This window comes from Paraglaciecola marina (assembly GCF_004360155.1).
Taxonomy (GTDB): domain Bacteria; phylum Pseudomonadota; class Gammaproteobacteria; order Enterobacterales; family Alteromonadaceae; genus Paraglaciecola; species Paraglaciecola marina.
The window spans coordinates 473348-490930 of sequence record NZ_SAIS01000001.1 but is presented as its reverse complement, the minus strand read 5'-3'; the positions used below and the strand labels follow the sequence as shown (position 1 = coordinate 490930).

Annotated in this window: 16 protein-coding genes; 10 read left to right on the top strand and 6 right to left on the bottom strand. The window is 38.9% G+C overall.

The window, feature by feature from the left end:
- Positions 1–309 precede the first annotated feature (309 nt).
- The 3 genes from cysK (at position 310) to rrtA (ending at position 2588) form a co-directional block, all read left to right on the top strand.
- Positions 310–1275, top strand: coding sequence for a cysteine synthase A (gene cysK, locus EOK74_RS08245; protein WP_133469501.1), 966 nt, complete (start codon positions 310–312; stop codon positions 1273–1275).
- Between the two features lie 117 nt (positions 1276–1392).
- A complete protein-coding gene (locus EOK74_RS08240) occupies positions 1393–1848 on the top strand; it encodes a hypothetical protein (RefSeq protein WP_239024051.1) in 456 nt (151 codons plus the stop codon).
- 140 nt (positions 1849–1988) lie between these two features.
- The gene (gene rrtA, locus EOK74_RS08235; RefSeq protein ID WP_133469500.1) at positions 1989–2588 is read left to right on the top strand and encodes a rhombosortase; all 600 of its coding nucleotides are present in this window, start codon (positions 1989–1991) and stop codon (positions 2586–2588) included.
- Positions 2589–2600: 12 nt separating this feature from the next.
- Here the strand turns inward: rrtA and EOK74_RS08230 are convergent, their stop codons facing one another.
- The 4 genes from EOK74_RS08230 to EOK74_RS08215 form a co-directional block, all read right to left on the bottom strand.
- Entirely contained in the window at positions 2601–3833 is a 1233-nt protein-coding gene (locus tag EOK74_RS08230) for an alginate lyase family protein (protein WP_133469499.1), read from the bottom strand.
- A 102-nt stretch (positions 3834–3935) separates the two neighbouring features.
- Positions 3936–6440, bottom strand: coding sequence for a S9 family peptidase (locus EOK74_RS08225; protein ID WP_133469498.1), 2505 nt, complete (start codon positions 6438–6440; stop codon positions 3936–3938).
- Positions 6441–6728: 288 nt separating this feature from the next.
- Positions 6729–7493 carry an SDR family oxidoreductase gene (locus EOK74_RS08220; protein WP_133469497.1) on the bottom strand — a complete coding sequence of 255 codons (765 nt, stop codon included), beginning with the start codon at positions 7491–7493 and terminating at the stop codon, positions 6729–6731.
- 31 nt (positions 7494–7524) lie between these two features.
- Complete coding sequence (locus tag EOK74_RS08215; RefSeq protein WP_133469496.1) at positions 7525–9342, bottom strand: acyl-CoA dehydrogenase; 1818 nt, start codon at positions 9340–9342, stop codon at positions 7525–7527.
- Positions 9343–9499: 157 nt separating this feature from the next.
- Between EOK74_RS08215 and EOK74_RS08210 the strand changes: the two genes are divergently transcribed.
- Positions 9500–10474 carry a GlxA family transcriptional regulator gene (locus EOK74_RS08210; protein ID WP_133469495.1) on the top strand — a complete coding sequence of 325 codons (975 nt, stop codon included), beginning with the start codon at positions 9500–9502 and terminating at the stop codon, positions 10472–10474.
- A 291-nt stretch (positions 10475–10765) separates the two neighbouring features.
- Positions 10766–11074, top strand: a complete 309-nt coding sequence (locus tag EOK74_RS08205) for an isoamylase early set domain-containing protein (RefSeq protein WP_133469494.1) — start codon at positions 10766–10768, stop codon at positions 11072–11074.
- Between the two features lie 108 nt (positions 11075–11182).
- Here EOK74_RS08205 and EOK74_RS08200 read toward each other — a convergent pair whose 3' ends face one another.
- Together EOK74_RS08200 and EOK74_RS08195 are read right to left on the bottom strand one after the other, a co-directional pair.
- Positions 11183–12109 (bottom strand): electron transfer flavoprotein subunit alpha/FixB family protein, encoded by a 927-nt coding sequence (locus EOK74_RS08200; protein WP_133469493.1) that lies wholly within the window; start codon positions 12107–12109, stop codon positions 11183–11185.
- Positions 12109–12858: an electron transfer flavoprotein subunit beta/FixA family protein gene (locus EOK74_RS08195; RefSeq protein WP_133469492.1), complete on the bottom strand. Its 750-nt coding sequence runs from the start codon at positions 12856–12858 to the stop codon at positions 12109–12111. The genes EOK74_RS08200 and EOK74_RS08195 overlap by 1 nt, the downstream gene beginning before the upstream one ends.
- 429 nt (positions 12859–13287) lie before the next feature.
- Here EOK74_RS08195 and EOK74_RS08190 point away from each other — a divergent pair, with 429 nt between their 5' ends.
- From EOK74_RS08190 to fldA, 5 genes are all read left to right on the top strand, one after another.
- Positions 13288–14925: an electron transfer flavoprotein-ubiquinone oxidoreductase gene (locus tag EOK74_RS08190; RefSeq protein WP_133469725.1), complete on the top strand. Its 1638-nt coding sequence runs from the start codon at positions 13288–13290 to the stop codon at positions 14923–14925.
- Between the two features lie 119 nt (positions 14926–15044).
- Positions 15045–15824, top strand: a complete 780-nt coding sequence (locus tag EOK74_RS08185) for an alpha/beta fold hydrolase (RefSeq protein ID WP_133469491.1) — start codon at positions 15045–15047, stop codon at positions 15822–15824.
- Between the two features lie 117 nt (positions 15825–15941).
- A complete protein-coding gene (locus tag EOK74_RS08180; RefSeq protein WP_166638736.1) occupies positions 15942–16673 on the top strand; it encodes a substrate-binding periplasmic protein in 732 nt (243 codons plus the stop codon).
- Between the two features lie 103 nt (positions 16674–16776).
- Complete coding sequence (locus tag EOK74_RS08175; RefSeq protein ID WP_133469489.1) at positions 16777–16986, top strand: DUF2788 domain-containing protein; 210 nt, start codon at positions 16777–16779, stop codon at positions 16984–16986.
- A gap of 57 nt (positions 16987–17043) precedes the next feature.
- Positions 17044–17568 (top strand): flavodoxin FldA, encoded by a 525-nt coding sequence (gene fldA, locus EOK74_RS08170; protein ID WP_133469488.1) that lies wholly within the window; start codon positions 17044–17046, stop codon positions 17566–17568.
- Positions 17569–17583: the final 15 nt, after the last annotated feature.

Sequence of the window (17583 nt, the reverse complement as noted above, 5' to 3'; positions counted from 1 at the left end):
AAACTGTATTAACATAAGTTTAACCATAAGATATAGCGAAAAAGCACTTTGAATTTAGCGACTTCACCACACCTATAGAAGTAATATCATTATGATAAAACAGATTCATTCGCTTTATGCATCAATAATATTTATTGGGGAACTCACTCTTTTTTATATGATTTAAATTTTTTCAATAAACTGAAATTAATGACCTCAAGTACGGTCTACTAAAAAAGAGAGCGCATCCCTTATTTACAGAACAATTCATTAATGGTTAACTTCCACGATTAACCGTTTGTAAAATATATAATAGGCAAGGAAATTTTTATGCAAATTTATGACGACAATTCATTAGCAATCGGCAAAACCCCATTAGTTAAACTGAATCGTGTAACAGGCGGCAACGTGTTTGCTAAAATAGAATCAAGAAACCCCAGCTTTAGTGTTAAGTGTCGTATTGGCGCAAACATGATTTGGGATGCTGAGAAAAAGGGTATTCTTAAGCCTGGTTGTGAAATAGTAGAGGCAACAAGTGGTAATACCGGAATTGCCCTTGCGTTTGTTGCCGCTTCTCGTGGTTATAAGATCACGCTAACTATGCCTAGTTCTATGAGTTTAGAACGTCGTAAACTGTTGAAAGCTATGGGAGCAAACCTAGTGTTAACTGAAGCTCCTAAAGGTATGAAAGGCGCGATAAACGCAGCTAACGATATCGTTGCTTCAGACCCAACTAAATACATTCCAATGCACCAATTTGAAAATCCAGCAAACCCTGAAATTCATGAAAAAACCACAGGCCCAGAAATCTGGAATGATACAGATGGTAAGATTGATATCTTTGTAGCGGGTGTAGGTACAGGTGGAACCATTTCAGGTACCAGCCGTTACATCAAAAAGACACAGGGCAAAGCGATTACTACTGTAGCGGTTGAGCCAACTGACTCTCCCGTGATTACCCAGGCTAAAGCAGGTGAAGAATTAACACCAGGTCCTCACAAAATACAAGGTATAGGCGCAGGGTTTATTCCTGGTAACCTAGACTTAGATTTAGTCGACGCTGTTGAGCAAGTGACCAACGAAGAGTCTATCGAAATGGCTCACAGGTTAATGAAAGAAGAAGGTATCTTAGTCGGTATTTCTTCTGGTGCAGCTGTTGTCGCAGCAAAACGCTGGGCTGAAAAACCTGAAAACGCAGATAAAAACGTGGTTGTAATCTTAGCTAGTGCTTCTGAGCGTTACCTAAGTAGCCCTATGTTTGCTGGTGAGTTTTCTGACGCTGAGAACGTTCAATAATTGACTGCAAGGTTTAAATAATTACTAAAAAGGGAGGCTTAGGCCTCCCTTTTCTTTTGGTCTTATTACAAAAGAAGGTATGATTAGTCCACAGAAAATTAATAATAGTTGATAGATGTGTTTAAACCTATATACAAGAAAATTTACTGGTTAACCCTAATTTTAACAGTGCTTAATGCTTGTAACCCAAGTGAGCCTAAAAAAGGAGGAGGAAAGTTTGGTATGTTAGATAGTGACATTCCAGAATTTGCTGCCATTCAATTTTTTGATCATATCTACCACGATAAAACCTTAGATGGATCATTTCAACTCAGCACCCCAAAAATGCAGCGTTTATTACGTTCGTATCACACCAATAAAAGCGTTCAAAAACACGTACTGAACATGCGTTTTGATACAGTAAAAATCCAACCTAGTACCCGCAGCGCCGGAAGAAATGAGTTTGCAAAAGACGCCAAAATAGCACTGTTTTTTGAGGGCGAACTAGATGGTGATATTTTTAAAGATATGAGAGTGGTTGAGCTATTGAGAATTGATAATAAGTGGAAGGTCAATTCAGTAAGCCTAGATTAAGCATCAAATAGTTTAACTGATGGTCACACTTTCACTAGCGTAAGCTCAACACAAATGCCTACTATCACCTTTGATAATTTATAACCATATTTAAGGTAGATTTAGGTAACATGGCTGTAGTATTTTCTTCAAGAATAAAAATGTTAAATTTACCATTACAAAAACAATATGTTGTAGGTCCAATAGCAATCATCGCCCTGAGTATATTAATGGCTATTAATGAGCCATCAAGTAGCAGCTTATTTGCCTATGAATATGAAGAAATATCAAGAGGTGATTGGTGGCGCTTAATCAGTGGGCATTTCTTGCATACCAATACTAACCACATGTTACTGAATTTGTTTGGAACAGCGTTATTATGGGCTTTACATGGACACTACACCACTACGAGCCGCTACTTAGCTTTATTTATATTTCTATGTTTGAGCACATCTATAAGCTTATATCTGTTTGCCCCTCAACTTAAATGGTACGTGGGTTTATCTGGGGTCTTGCATGGATTATTTGTAGTAGGAGCATACTTTGATATCAAGCACCATTTCAAAACCGGCTGGGTCATGCTAGTTGGTATTGCCGTGAAAGTACTCAATGAACAAATGTATGGTGCAAGTGGCCAAGTAGCCAAATTAATTGATGCAAATGTCGCCATAGATGCACACCTATTTGGCTCTCTCTCTGGGCTGGTAGTTATTCTAATTTTATTTGGTAAACATAAATTAACCTCGTCTAAAACAACATAGGCTCTTACTAAACTATTCTAAAAGTGCTTTAGGGTTTAGTAATACAAAACGGTAATACATAGTACTGCTACGTTTACTTGATTTCGCTTGTTGTAATAGTTGTGTAAGTAATGTTTGTTGTGAAGGTTCGCCGCTGTACTGATTATACCTGTCTAATATCTTTATTAAATCAGTGGCCTTAATTGCTTTATTTCCATGGGTCCATGGCTCTCCCTTAGCAGCAGGAATAAGGTATTCAACAGCAGTTTTTAAAATGCCTTGGTTAGCTGTAGCGTATTCCCAAAGATCAATATTTACCTTTTTTGCAATGGCCGCGATACTTGTCAGCGCTTCAAGATTAAAACAACTATAAAAATAAGGTCGAGTTCGCACTAATTCATGATATTGCGCCCCTTGCTCGTCAAACTGCTGCAACATATGCGCCTTGGTATTTTGCACTGCCTTAACTAACCCAGTGTTGTCGCCTAAATACCAAGACAATGCCGCCACCTGATAATAATACCAAGAACCGTGATTGTTAGTTTGTTTAGCCCCTTCCAGCCCCAATTCGCTATTTGTTAACCAGTTAAGGTAAGAATGCAGCCAAAGGTTCATTTCCTTATCATTTTGTTCGCTCCAGTGGCTGGATGAACTCAATAAAGTAATTCCATCTAATAGATTTGCTGGTATTAGCCGCCCATCTAAAATACCCGAGCGCCGTCTAATATTCTTACCAGGTACACTTTGGGCAAATTCTAAATGTGGGTTCATTTTTGTTTCAGGTTTTAAAAACCACCTCTTAATTAGTTCAGTACCTTTGAGCGCATACTTTTCATATCCAGAAAAATAATAAGCCAGCGCTAAAACCTGCACACTTTGTGACATTGCCCCTAAACGTTTCCGGTCAACACTATCAGTTTGTGTATCAGGATTGGTAATGCCGTCTTTTCTTATCCAAGGTAAACCATCTGATTTACTGCTGTCTGGCCACCAATAACGACTGATACTTAAATAATCATGGGGGTCTTTTGAGGGTGGCAAAATAGACTTATCTACCACTGAATACCCACCTAAATATAAAGCGTCATTAGCCCGTTTTATTAATAATTCATAAGCTTTTAGAGTATCTGTAGTAGCAGTTTGAGACTGTAAGTCAGTTTTAACACTACTTAAATTCTGCATCTCCAGCATAACTAAAGGCCCAGAAAAAACCTTGATACTAACGGCAACTAAGCATAGGCCTAAAACTAAACGAGAAGAGAACATTGGTCTTTCCTAACTGAGAGAAACCATTACTAAAGCAACAGCCCAAATAAAGTACAAACAATAAAAAGAGGCTAAATTTGCCTCCCGTAAATATAAGACTAACTAGAGATTGGTTTCAAACAACTTATAAATGCGGCGGTATTCATCCAACCAAGAGCTAGGCTGCACAAAACCATGGGATTCGACGGGGTAAATAGCTGTTTCAAAGTTTTGTTTTTCAAGCTCAATAAAACGTTGAACTAATCTAACCACATCTACAAAGAATACATTACTGTCTACCATAGGTGCATTGATGAGAAGTGGCTTTTGTAACCCTTCTGCAAAGTATATGGGCGAGCTTCTTTCATAGGCAATAGGATCAATGTCAGGGGTGTTCAAAATATTAGATGTATAACCATGGTTGTAATGTGCCCAGTCAGATACAGGCCTAAGTGCTGCGCCAGCTTTAAACAAATCTGGTGATTTAAACATGGCCATAAACGTCATAAAACCACCGTATGAGCCGCCGTATGTCCCTACTCTACTGGCATCAACATGTTGGTTTTCTGCTAACCAATTCACTCCGTCCTGTAAGTCTTGAATTTCAGGTGTGCCCATTTGACGGTAAATCGCCGCTCGCCAATCTCGGCCATAACCAGCAGACGCGCGGTAATCCATATCTAGCACAACATAACCTTGCTGCACCAACATATTGTGGAACATATACTCTCTGAAATAACCAGACCACCCTAAATGGGAGTTTTGCAGATATCCCGCACCATGGCTAAACACCACAGCTTTTCTTTTTTCATCAAACTCAAAGTTTGCGTTTTTAGGTGCATACACCCTAGAAAAAATAGGTTTATCTGTATAACTAGACTTAATAGGAACAATATCAGGGGCAATCCAATCTATATCTAAAAAGGCTTGGCTAGTGGTATAGGTAATCTGTTTAGCGGCGCTATCATTTAACGCTTTGACATAAAGCTCAGGTGGGCGAGTCAGTTTAGAATGGGTTAATAACAAAGACTGCTCATTTGGACTAAGTTGATAATCCGTCATACCGTTCAAATTAGTTAAGGTTTCAACGTCGCCACTTTGTAAGCCTACTCGGTAGATTTCATATATACCTGGGTGCTTAATATTAGCTTTAAAATATACAAAGTTATCGTCTTGACTTAGGGTAAGGTTATCAACTTCAAATGCCCCTGAAACAAGGGCAGTAGCCGCCCCTGCAATAGGTTTTAAATATAAATTAGCATAACCCGACTCTTCCGATAGGTAGTAAAGCGCTTTGCTATTTTGCAACCAACCAAAACTATTGAATTTGTAATTTATCCAAGCATCATCGTGCAATCTATGCTGACTTTCTAACTTACCTTCAGATACATCGACAGTGGTTAACCATCTATCTTTGTTATCCCAAGCTTCTAGCATGACTGCCACGTTATCACCGTTACTGTGCCATTGAATTGCACTTTGAGACCATGACCAGTCACGTAACAAAACAATATCTCTAGGAAGACGATTAACAGAGTATTCTTTGCCTTTTGCAGCAGCATTTTCTCGTTTAACTGACGCTAGCACATCATCATTAAAACCAGGTAAATTACCGTAGCTTAATGGCTTTTTTGAATGTTGTTCAATATTGAGTAACCACAAATCTTCTGTCTTTGGAGTGACATCAGCCACCCGAGGGCGTACTTTATCAGGTGAAATTCGGCCGTTTTCATTTATATAATTTGGCATGATATCGCCGTCATCACGCCATGGAGACTGTTTAGTTTCTACAATGATTAACCATTTTCCATTTGGCGACAAACTCGCTTCTACTGTTTCATTACCTTTAGCAAAATAAAAGCTAGCGGGAGCAACAGAGCTATTATTTTTCTCTAATACTTTTTGCTGTTCAAACTCTTGCTGCTTATATAGCCGTTTTAAGGCTACGACCTCGATCAGCCCTTGCTGTTGCTCTGCAATATAATCATCTGGCGCACTAACCGCTTTAGGTTTATCGGCAAACTTCCAAGTAACTAATAATTCATAGAACCCTGTTTTAGGATCAATCCCATAAAAGTTATCACCACTTTGAAAACTTAAACGACCATCATTTAGGAACCTAAGGTTGTATGGTTTTTTGTTGTCTTTGGTGAGCTGCTTTAACTGATCAGTCTTTAAATCTTTATAAAAAATGTTTCCTTCGAATACCCAAGCTGCCATTTCTCTATGCTTATCTAACACCCTGCGTTGATATGCTTCTTGGTGTTTACCACTGATACTAACCTTACTTCCGTTGCTTGCATCATTTAACTCTTTAACCCATAAATCTCTTAATGGTGATCCTAGGCGTTTCTGCTGATAGTAAACACCGGCACTGTCATCAGCCCAGTAGGGACTAATAGGTTGTCGCCCCATCCAGTCAGGATCAGCCATAATCTGCTTTAAGGTTAACGTTTCTCCTGAAGTATTGGAGACTGTTTGGGTACTAGTAGTAAGGGTTTCATATGCTGGAACAACGTTTGTTCCCAAAGACTCTTGTGGTGTGCTCACAGTCTGTGTAGCAGAACAAGATACAAATAATAAAGTAACACTGGCGACCAATAGGCCTCGGGGACGCAGTTTGAACATTCAATAAACCTTTGATGTAGAATACTATTTTCAACTATTAAACCGTAAATGCTATGCACTAAGCAATCTTAGCTAAAATTTATCCTAGGTATATTTTGTTACAAATTATACAAAAGGATAGTGAAAGCTTAAGACTGGGGTCCGTTGACCTTGGGCGAATTTTTGTGCAGCGAGCCACCTATCCTTTGTCCCCTAAAACTCGCCCCTTAGATAAAGTAGGATTCATTATGCTAACCCATAAATAAAAACAGCGGCTAAAAGCCGCTGTTTTTATTTCTATATTGTAAATTAACTTAGATAACCACCATCAACCACCACAGTCGTGCCAGTGGTATAACTTGATGCATCTGACACTAAGTACAAAACAGTTCCTGCCATTTCATCAGGCTGTGCAGTTCGACCCAAAGGTATTTGCATCAATGCTGTTTTTAATATTTTATCATTACCCGTTAAAGCAGATGCGAACTTGGTTTCGGTTAACCCCGGTAATAACGCGTTTACTCTGATATTTAGTGAACCACATTCCTTTGCAAAGGCTTTAGTCATGCTAATAACAGCAGCTTTGGTAATAGAGTAAATTCCTTGGCCCATACCGGGAGAAATACCATTTACAGAAGCCGTATTTAAAATTACACCTCCCCCCTGCTGTTTCATCATTTTACCAGCGGCGGTAGACATAAAGAAATAACCACGAATGTTCACATCAACTGTTTTATCGTATGCCGCCAAGTCGGTATCTAAAATATGACCAAAATAAGGATTAGCAGCCGCATTATTGACTAGTATATCTAAGCGACCAAATTGCTCGTTGATTTCCGAAAATATATTATTTATTTGCGCCATTTCTCCCACATGACAGGCCATAGCAAAAGCGTCACCGCCTTCTTCTCGAATGCTCTTAGCGACAGCCTCACAGCCATCAATTTTACGACTCGATACAATAACCCGAGCCCCATAGGCCGCTAAAAGTCTGGCGATTGACTCACCGATACCGCGGCTTGCACCTGTGACTAATGCAACCTTTCCTGTTAAATCAAACATATCTTTTCTCATAACGTGTCCTGTTTGTATTTTTATTAATTTGTTAAAACCAATTGGCTTGCATATCACTACAGCTATCATCCATATCAATAAGAAGCGTAATGTCTCGCTGTACTAAGGGTAACTCCCAATGTACGAAATATTTTGCAGCCTGGATTTTGCCATTATAGAAATCCACATCTTGTTGATTTTCTTCTTTGCTATTTGCCCAAGTGGACAATGCCACCTCCGCAATATTTGCTTGACGTATCCACATCCAGCTCATCACTATCTGACCAAATATGTTCATAAAGCATGTAGCATTAGCGAGTAAAACAGCTTGTTGTTCAGACTGTAAGCTTGCTCCTAAACTAGGTATCAAACCCTGCATTTTTTGTAGGTATGGTTGCAACTTGGCAATTAATTGTTTGCTCACTTGCCCTGTAACCGCCTCAAAGTCCTGTTGCATACGCCCTTGTAATAATGCCAGCCCCGCACCATTTGCTTGCCATAATTTACGGGTGAGTAAGTCTAAAGCCTGAATGCCATTAGTACCTTCATGAATCGGATTTAAACGGTTGTCTCGCCAACATTGTTCCACTGGATATTCACGGGTATAACCTGAGCCTCCTAGTACCTGTATTGCTAAGTCATTCGCTTTAGGGCCAAACTCAGAGGGCCAAGCTTTTACGATAGGAGTTAATAGATCGAGTAATTCAGATGCTTGTTTTTTCACACTCTCATCAACCAAAGTGTGCGCGTCATCCACCAAGCGGGCGGCGTAAAAACATAAAGCCATGCCTCCTTCCACATAGGATTTTTGTGCTAACAACATACGTTTTACATCGCCATGTTGAATAATGGTAGCAGGCGCATCAGTAGGTCTATTATGAGGAGCTACTCGACCTTGAGTTCGCTCTTTTGCGTATTCTAAAGAATATTGATAACCGCTATAGCCAATCATTGCAGCGCCAAAACCGACTCCTAACCTAGCTTCGTTCATCATCAGGAACATATAACGTAACCCTTGATGCTCTTCTCCAATTAAATAACCGTGGCAATCTTCTTTTTCACCAAAACTTAAAGCGGTAGAAGTGGTTCCTCTATATCCCATTTTATGAATAAGGCCAGCAAGAGACACATCATTGCGTTCAGCTGGGTTTCCAGCATCATCTAAACGAAACTTAGGAACAGCAAAAAGTGAAATACCTTTGACGCCAGCTGGTGCACCTTGGATTTTCGCTAAAACTAGGTGCACTATGTTGTCAGACAACTCATGATCACCGCCGGATATATAGATTTTGTTACCTTTTATACGATAGTTACCATCTGCATGTTTTCTAGCAGATGTATGAATATCAGCTAGTGACGAACCCGCATGGGGCTCAGTTAGTGCCATAGTCCCAGTAAACTCACCGGTTAACATGCGAGGCATAAAAGCATTTTTGAGAGCCTCTGAAGCGAAGTTACGTATTACATTGGCGGCGGCCACAGTTAAAAATGGATAACCCGTGCTTGAAGGGTTTGCAGCCATAAAGTAGCCTGCACAGGCAGTCATGATGGTTTCAGGAAGTTGCATTCCGCCCTCATCAAAATCAAATCTGCCAGCAATTAAGCCCGATTCAACATACGCATCAAACGCCTCTTGGACTTCGGGGATCATAGTTACCTTTTCACCATCAAAGGTAGGCTCGTTAGCATCAGCTTTCGCATTGTGTGTTGCAAATTTTTCGGTGGCTATCTTCTCGGCTATATCCATAACCGCATCAAAAGTCTCACGATTGTGTTCGCTAAAACGTTCTCGCTCACACAGCGCATTCGTATCTAACAATTCAAACAATTGAAAAGACAACTCTCTACGTTTTACCAACTCATTACTCATATAAAAACCTTGTTTGTCACCAAACTGATTAAATTTAACTTGTTAAAGAATCGCAAAATTATGAGTTGGCTATCATTGGCACATATGACATATTAATGGTCATTTAAGCCAGCTATAAGTCATCATTATTTATGACTAATCAAGAGGTTTATTAAGGGTGTTTAAAGTAACTATTTTGGGGTTCGATCAAGCTTATGCCAGTGCTATAACTGGAGCCTTAGACTTGTTTGCTTTAGCTGGAGTAACTTGGCAACGTATGTCTGGGGAAGCACCAACGCCTTTCTTTGATGTACAAATTGCTTCGATAAAAAAGCGGCCCGTAAAATGTATTAACCAAATTGAATTGACTAGTCATATCGCCATTGAAGAGGTAGCTGAAACAGACCTATTACTGGTGCCAACTATAGGAGGTGAGTTAATTACAGTCCTTAATAATAACCGGGCTTTACTACCCCATATTAAAAAGCACTTTAGTAACAATGCCGATATAGCGAGTAACTGCAGTGGTGCATTTTTATTAGCAGAAGCAGGTGTTTTACAAAACAAGGACGCAACGACTCATTGGGGGTATGCGCAGCAGTTTAAACAAAGATACCCGGACGTTAACCTATGTCCTGAAAAAATGATAACGTCTGACCAAAACATTTACTGTTCTGGTGGGGGCATGGCTTGGTTTGACTTAGCCTTATTGTTAATTGAAAGATATTGTGGGCATGACGTAGCCACTACTACAGCAAAAGCCCATGTTATTGATATAGGCCGAGGTGACCAAGCGGCCTATGCTACCCTAAGAGCTAAAAAGTACCATCAAGATCCAGATATATTATTTGTTCAAGAGTGGCTAGAAGAGCACTTTAATCAGCACATATCAGTTAACCAGCTTCCTCCATTAGTGAATCTAGGCGCCCGTACATTTAATAGACGCTTTAAAAAAGCAACAGACCAAACACCACTAAACTATATTCAAACTTTACGTATCGAAGCTGCCAAACGATTTCTCGAAACCACCCAAGACAGTATTGAAAGGATCATTAACCAAGTGGGATACGAAGACTTGAGTTCGTTTACTCGGCTTTTTAAAAAACACGCGGGCTTATCTCCAAGTCAATATGCTAAAAAATTCAAACGCTGAACCCTTATCCATTGTAATGGTTTAACTTTGCATATTTTTTGCACTATAATAATTATACATATCTAAAGTTACCCTAAGTGTGGCAGAGTAAATTAGGTATATTTATATTATTAATAGTTAATTTTATGAATTTAAAGAAGTTTTTAGAACTTAACTAATAATAGAGAGTATAAAAAAGTGAAAAAACAGTTGCACTAACAAAAACATACCGCACCAAGACGAAGCAACTGAAGATAACTTTAATTTGTTTTAATTGTACACATTCAATTTTGTTACTTCAGGAGATAAACCATGGCATTTAAAAAACAATATTTAAAATCTAAAGCTGTTTGTAAGGTAACGTTTAAGTTATCTAAAGAAGAAGCACAAGAAGCAGAAACTGTAAGTTTAGTGGGAGATTTTAACAATTGGGATGCGGCCTCAACGCCGATGAAAAAGCTTAAAAATGGTAGCTTCACAACCACTGTTAACTTACCCAAAGATTCAAACTATGAGTTTAGGTATTTATTAGATGATACTGAATGGGAAAATGACTGGGAAGCTGATGCTTACATTCCTTCTCCTGTATCTTTAGAAGACAACTCAGTTGTAGCTGTTTAATCAAAACAAGATGAGAAAGTGTATGTAACTTGCCCTTTCTAGCGACATATTCCACAAACAAAAAAGCGATGATAACTAAGCTATCATCGCTTTTTTAACTTAGAAAAACTACAGTGCAGCTTCAAGCTCAGGTAACACATCAAACAAGTCACCAACTAAACCATAGTCAGCAACTTGAAAGATAGGAGCTTCTTCATCTTTGTTTATAGCAACAATGACTTTTGAATCTTTCATACCCGCTAAATGCTGGATAGCCCCTGAAATACCGACTGCAATGTAAAGATTAGGCGCAACAATTTTTCCAGTTTGTCCAACTTGCATATCGTTAGGAACAAACCCCGCATCAACTGCCGCACGAGAAGCCCCCATAGCCGCACCGAGTTTATCTGCAATTCCATCTAATAGTTTAAAGTTTTCTCCATTTTGCATGCCTCGGCCTCCAGAAATAATCACATCAGCAGCCGTCAGTTCAGGTCTCTCTGACTCAGTTAGCTCAGCCGACACAAATGCTGATTTTTCTAAAGGTTTAACTACTGAGCAAACTTCAACTGGTGCCGAGCCGTCTTGTGACGCCGCATCAAAAGCTGCGGTTCTGACGGTGACAACTTTAATGGCATCTGAAGATTGTACAGTTGCAATAGCATTACCAGCATATATTGGGCGTACAAAGGTATCTGCACTCTCTACTTTAATAATGTCAGATATTTGCGATACGTCGAGTAAAGCGGCGACCCGTGGCATGAAATTCTTACCTGTAGTGGTAGCAGCAGCAAGAATGTGGCTTACTTCTTTACCTAATTCAGTCACTAATTCGGCGATATTTTCAGCCATTTGATGGGCATATTCTGAGCTATCCGCAACTAAGACTTTAGTGACTCCGGTTAATTTTGATGCTTGTGTTGCCACTGCATCACATCCTGCACCGGCAACCAATAAATGAATCTCTCCACCTATTTGTGTAGCTGCATGGACTAGTTTATGGGTTTCTGTTTTTAGCTGCTCGTTATCATGTTCTGCAAATACAAGAATAGTCATTAGATCACCTTCGCTTCATTCTTTAATTTATCTACTAGTTCAGCAACATCAGCTACCTTAATCCCACCTTGGCGCTGTGCTGGCGCTTCTACTTTCAAGACCTTGACACCTGATGACAATTCAATACCAAAATCAGCGGCAGGTTTAACCTCTAACGACTTACGCTTAGCCTTCATAATATTGGGTAATGATGCATAGCGAGGTTCATTTAGTCTTAAGTCGGTAGTGACTACAGCAGGTAAGGTCAACTCAACCGTTTGTAAGCCGCCATCTATTTCTCTTGTGACTTTCACCTTACCTTCTGTAATTTCAACTTCTGAAGCAAACGTCCCCTGAGGCATGCCGGTCAAAGCTGCTAACATTTGCCCTGTCTGATTATTGTCAGAGTCAATAGATTGCTTTCCTAAAATCACTAAGTCTGGACTTTCCTCTTCAACAACCTTCTGGAGTAATTTGGCCACCTGTAACGAACCCAAGAGATCAGGTGTATCAATTTGTATCCCTCTATCAGCGCCTAGCGCAAGGGCTGTACGTATTTGTTCTTGGCAAGCCTTGTCACCTATTGATACCACAACAATTTCAGTAGCCACGCCTTTTTCTTTAAGTCTTACCGCTTCTTCAACCGCAATTTCACAAAATGGATTAATAGACATTTTGGCGTTTGTAAGATCTACAGCACTGTTATCAGGCTTTACTCTTACCTTCACGTTGTAATCAATGGCTCGTTTTACCGGCACTAATATTTTCATGTTGACCTCTATATCAGGATGTCAGTGTTAAGTGAGTGGTCATACCTCCCACATTAGGATGTGATTAATTTACTTTGAACACCTCTTCACGTCAAATTAACTATTGAGCATCAAAAATATAGTATTTGCGCAACATGTTTACAGGTATCATAACATTACAAACAAATTTAAAACGTTAATTTGAAAACATTTAGGCCCCTAAAATTAACAGTTAAAGCATTGTTTATTAACAACTTAATTGAAATCATTGAATTATTAACATTAACGTATTGAATGATTTTTTCGTTATTTCTTGAAGTCAGTTTTAATGAAGATGAGCTTAAAATTACAATTAAACACCAGTAAATAAGGCTTATAGTTAACTGCTTTAAATATTTTTTTCATGAATAGTTAAATATAAAAGAGGACATATTAGTGGAACGAGAATCGATGGAATTTGACGTAGTTATAGTCGGTGCTGGCCCTGCAGGTTTGTCTACAGCTTGTCGATTAATGCAGCTAGCTCAAAAACAAGAACAAGATCTCATGGTTTGTGTTGTTGAAAAAGGCTCTGAAGTCGGTGCTCATATTTTATCTGGAGCCGTATTTGAAACACGAGCACTGGATGAGCTGTTTCCAGATTGGAAAGAAAAAGGCGCCCCCCTCAATACTCCTGTTATTCAAGATGATATTTACTGGTTAAACAATGAAAATAAGGGCACCAAAATTCCTGCTTTTATGACACCAAAAACCATGCACAATGAAGGCAATTATATTACAAGCATGGGTAACATGTGCCGCTGGTTAGCAGAACAAGCAGAACAACTAGGTGTAGAGATATTCCCGGGGTTTGCAGCTTCTGAGGTTCTTTACAATCAAGACGGTAGCGTAGGTGGTGTAATAACAGGTGATATGGGTCTCGATGAAAACTCAAAACCAAAAGACTCATATATGCCGGGTATGGAGCTAAAAGCAAAATATACGGTTTTTGCTGAAGGTTGCCGTGGGCATTTAGGCAAGCAGCTCATTGAAAAATTTGATTTAGGCCAAGGTAAGTCGCCCCAACACTACGGTATTGGTTTCAAAGAAATTTGGGATATAGACCCTGCAAAACATCAAGAAGGGTTAGTTGTTCACACAGCAGGCTGGCCTTTGAGTGATGCAACTGGAGGCTCATATTTATACCATGGCGAAAACAACCAAGTTTTTGTGGGCCTGATCATAGATTTGAATTATGAGAATCCACATTTAAGTCCTTTTGATGAATTCCAAAGACTCAAACATCATCCTGTCTTCAAGCAATATTTAGAAGGTGGCAAACGGGTTTCATATGGTGCAAGAGCAATTGCAAAAGGTGGTTTTAACTCACTTCCTAAAATGACATTTCCAGGTGGATTGTTGGTCGGTTGCGAAGCTGGCACCTTGAATTTTGCAAAAATAAAAGGCAACCATACCGCAATGAAGTCAGGCCTATTGGCCGCAGAATCCTTAATAGAAGCTCTAAGCCAAGCAGACACTAAAGAGCACCAAGACTTAATAGCCTTTGAAGATAACTTTAAAAATTCTTGGCTATATGATGAGTTATATAGCTCCCGCAACTTTGGTCCTGTATTACACAAACTGGGGACTTTTATTGGAGGGGCATATAACACCATTGATCAAAATTGGTTTAGCGGACGCCTACCCTTTGACTTTAAAGATGAAAAAGCCGATCACAGCTTGATGTTAGCAGCCGATGAAGCAAACAAAATTGATTACCAAAAACCAGACGGTATTCTTAGTTTTGACAAGCTGTCTTCAGTATTTTTATCTAATACTAACCATGAAGAGGGCCAACCATGCCACCTAAAATTAAAAGACCCGAACATACCTATCACTATTAACTTGTCTAAGTTTAACGAGCCAGCACAAAGGTACTGTCCTGCGGGAGTATATGAATTTGTAGAAAACGAAGCCGATGAAAAACAATTTCAAATAAATTCACAAAACTGTGTTCATTGTAAAACTTGTGACATCAAAGACCCAAGTCAAAATATCACATGGGTTGTGCCAGAGGGCGCAGGAGGTCCTAACTATCCCAACATGTAAATTTATTAACAAAGCTTTTTAACTAAAAAGCTTATTTTATACATTGGACTCATTGCTTTTAGCTAGCCTCATAATTATGCTTCTTGGCCATTGTCAGAAGTAAAATTTGAGGCTAGTTTATGTCCGCAGTTAATTACCAAATCCATTCAGACGACTCACAAAAGCCATGGATAATCCTAATCCATGGTTTATTTGGGAGTTTAGATAACCTAGCTGGTCTAAGAAGACTGTTTACAGAGCAATTTCAAGTCTTATCTATCGATCTACCAGATCACGGCCAATCAAGTTTTACTGAAGAATTTAGTTTTAAACACTACGCTCACCTTATTTCTCAAACCTTAGCTGATTTAAATATCCATAGCGCAACATTAGTCGGTCACTCTTTAGGTGGAAAAGTGGCGATGCAAATTGCTCTGGATAACGCATCTTTAGTAGAACGTTTAGTGATTATTGATATTGCCCCTGTTAAGTATCTCCCTCGCCACAATCAGGTATTAGCAGGTTTAAATGCGGTGGATTTAGCACACTTAGAAAACCGAAAGCAAGCTGAAGAATCACTCGCACAACATATTCAAGAAAGTGGCGTACGACAATTCTTACTGAAAAGTTTGTACAACCAAGAAAATCAATGGTTTTGGCGATTCAACCTTAAACTATTGCAGCGTGATTATATAAAACTATCAAGGGCTATTGAGTCTGAACATTCCTTTAATAAACCCGTATTGTTCATCAAAGGACAGCTATCAGACTACTTATTAGCCGAACACAAAGAAGCCACATTAACATTATTTCCAAACAGCAAATCAAGAGTGATCAATGGTGTAGGTCACTGGTTACATGCTGAAAAGCCGAAAGTTTGCCACGAGATGATTATGTCCTTTACCCTTGCACAAAAATAACCTTTACGTAAAATAACTCAGTATTTCGTACTCAAATTTAATTCAAAAAATAATGTGAATATTTTTACAATGCTCATAAAAAACACAATATTTTGGTGGCTTTGTGTCAGCTTTTTAATGCTTATTTTTTGTAAAAGTGCACTTGCTAATAAAACCTATAAGTTTGCAGTAAACAGCCCGGGGGCCCCCCCCTATTTGTACATAGACCCAAAATCTGACACCTATGTTGGCTTGCTTAATGATGTGCTTCAAGAAGCTTCTCATATGCATGGTTTAAACTTTGAGTTTTTAGATTCTAACCGGGTTAGAAACGAAACCTTACTGAATACAAATAAAATAGACGCCTTCTTGTTAAGTAAAGTTTGGCTCAAAAATCCAAATCAAGCGATTGCGAGTATTCCTTTGTTTAGTCACAGAATGTTTTTATACAAAATGAAACCATTTGAAGACTCATTTACCTTATCCCAATTAAAAGGTCACAAAATATGTACCCGTGATGGCTATATCTACCCGAGCCTAACAAAAATGACAGAAAATGGATTTATCAACCGAGTAGACTCCAGCTCTAAAATATCAGTCATGAATATGCTTGTGGCAGGTCGATGCGACTACGCCATAATGAACGAATTTAATGCCGCTAAAGTATTCGATTTACGTGAATTTAAAGATAACACATTTTACATGTCTCCTAGACCAAGTGATAAAACACATACAGAAATAATTTTGAGACCAGAGCTCACTAAACTAAAAACTCAGCTTGATCAAACTATTGCAGCAATGCAAAGTGACGGTAGCTTAAGTGAGTCTCTTCAATTCCATGTAAAAATGGGCTCTTCCCCAAAGAATTAACCACTTTAAAGTTTGACTTAGCTTTGAATCATTTTCATAAAAAGTGACTCTATGCTAGTATGCGCCGGAAAAATCGGATAGTGAGCAGGAACAAGTAAGAGTTATGCTAAGCGAATATTATGAACAAATAGAAGCTTTTGCCCTAGACGCCACGCTTATAGGACTATTTTTACTTATGGCTTATGTAGTTCATGACGTATTAAAGAAAAATAACGTACCTACAATCGGAAAAGTAGTAGTGTACTTCGTGTTGTTTTTAGGAGCACTAGGCTTCATTTTTAAAGGTGTGATGCAGTGGATTATAGAAAACTAATTTTGCACACAACCGACTTAACATATTGATAAGATTGACGTAGAGGAAAAATCACTGATGGCAAGTGTAGGTCTATTTTTTGGTAGCGACACAGGTAACACTGAACATATAGCAAAAATGATCCAAAAAGAATTAGGCAAAAACCTAATTGATGTTCATGACATAGCAAAAAGCAGTAAAGAAGACATTGCTGAATTTGACCTCCTGCTTTTTGGAATACCAACTTGGTATTATGGAGAAGCCCAATGTGATTGGGATGACTTTTTCCCAGAACTCGAACAAATCGATTTTGAAGACAAGCTCGTTGCCATTTTTGGATGTGGTGACCAAGAAGACTACGCTGAGTACTTTCTTGACGCCATGGGTATGGTAAGAGATATTGTTGAAGCTAAAGGTGCAATTTTAGTTGGACAATGGTCTACTGAAGGCTATGATTTTGAAGCATCTAAAGGCATGGCTGACGAGAATCATTTTGTAGGATTAGGTATAGACGAAGATAGGCAACCTGAACTCACTGAAGAACGAGTAAAGGCTTGGTGTAAACAAATTCACGAAGAATTATGTTTAGCAGAATTAAGTTAAATAAAAATGGAGCAA

What these genes read in the sequence shown, in the direction of transcription:
- cysK (WP_133469501.1), top strand. Translation starts at nt 310, where the DNA reads ATGCAAATTTATGACGACAATTCATTAGCAATCGGCAAAACCCCATTA.
- rrtA (WP_133469500.1), top strand. Translation starts at nt 1,989, where the DNA reads ATGTTAAATTTACCATTACAAAAACAATATGTTGTAGGTCCAATAGCA.
- EOK74_RS08230 (WP_133469499.1), bottom strand. Translation starts at nt 3,833, where the DNA reads ATGTTCTCTTCTCGTTTAGTTTTAGGCCTATGCTTAGTTGCCGTTAGT.
- EOK74_RS08225 (WP_133469498.1), bottom strand. Translation starts at nt 6,440, where the DNA reads ATGTTCAAACTGCGTCCCCGAGGCCTATTGGTCGCCAGTGTTACTTTA.
- EOK74_RS08220 (WP_133469497.1), bottom strand. Translation starts at nt 7,493, where the DNA reads ATGAGAAAAGATATGTTTGATTTAACAGGAAAGGTTGCATTAGTCACA.
- EOK74_RS08215 (WP_133469496.1), bottom strand. Translation starts at nt 9,342, where the DNA reads ATGAGTAATGAGTTGGTAAAACGTAGAGAGTTGTCTTTTCAATTGTTT.
- EOK74_RS08205 (WP_133469494.1), top strand. Translation starts at nt 10,766, where the DNA reads ATGGCATTTAAAAAACAATATTTAAAATCTAAAGCTGTTTGTAAGGTA.
- EOK74_RS08200 (WP_133469493.1), bottom strand. Translation starts at nt 12,109, where the DNA reads ATGACTATTCTTGTATTTGCAGAACATGATAACGAGCAGCTAAAAACA.
- EOK74_RS08195 (WP_133469492.1), bottom strand. Translation starts at nt 12,858, where the DNA reads ATGAAAATATTAGTGCCGGTAAAACGAGCCATTGATTACAACGTGAAG.
- EOK74_RS08190 (WP_133469725.1), top strand. Translation starts at nt 13,288, where the DNA reads ATGGAATTTGACGTAGTTATAGTCGGTGCTGGCCCTGCAGGTTTGTCT.
- EOK74_RS08185 (WP_133469491.1), top strand. Translation starts at nt 15,045, where the DNA reads ATGTCCGCAGTTAATTACCAAATCCATTCAGACGACTCACAAAAGCCA.
- EOK74_RS08180 (WP_166638736.1), top strand. Translation starts at nt 15,942, where the DNA reads ATGCTTATTTTTTGTAAAAGTGCACTTGCTAATAAAACCTATAAGTTT.
- EOK74_RS08175 (WP_133469489.1), top strand. Translation starts at nt 16,777, where the DNA reads ATGCTAAGCGAATATTATGAACAAATAGAAGCTTTTGCCCTAGACGCC.
- fldA (WP_133469488.1), top strand. Translation starts at nt 17,044, where the DNA reads ATGGCAAGTGTAGGTCTATTTTTTGGTAGCGACACAGGTAACACTGAA.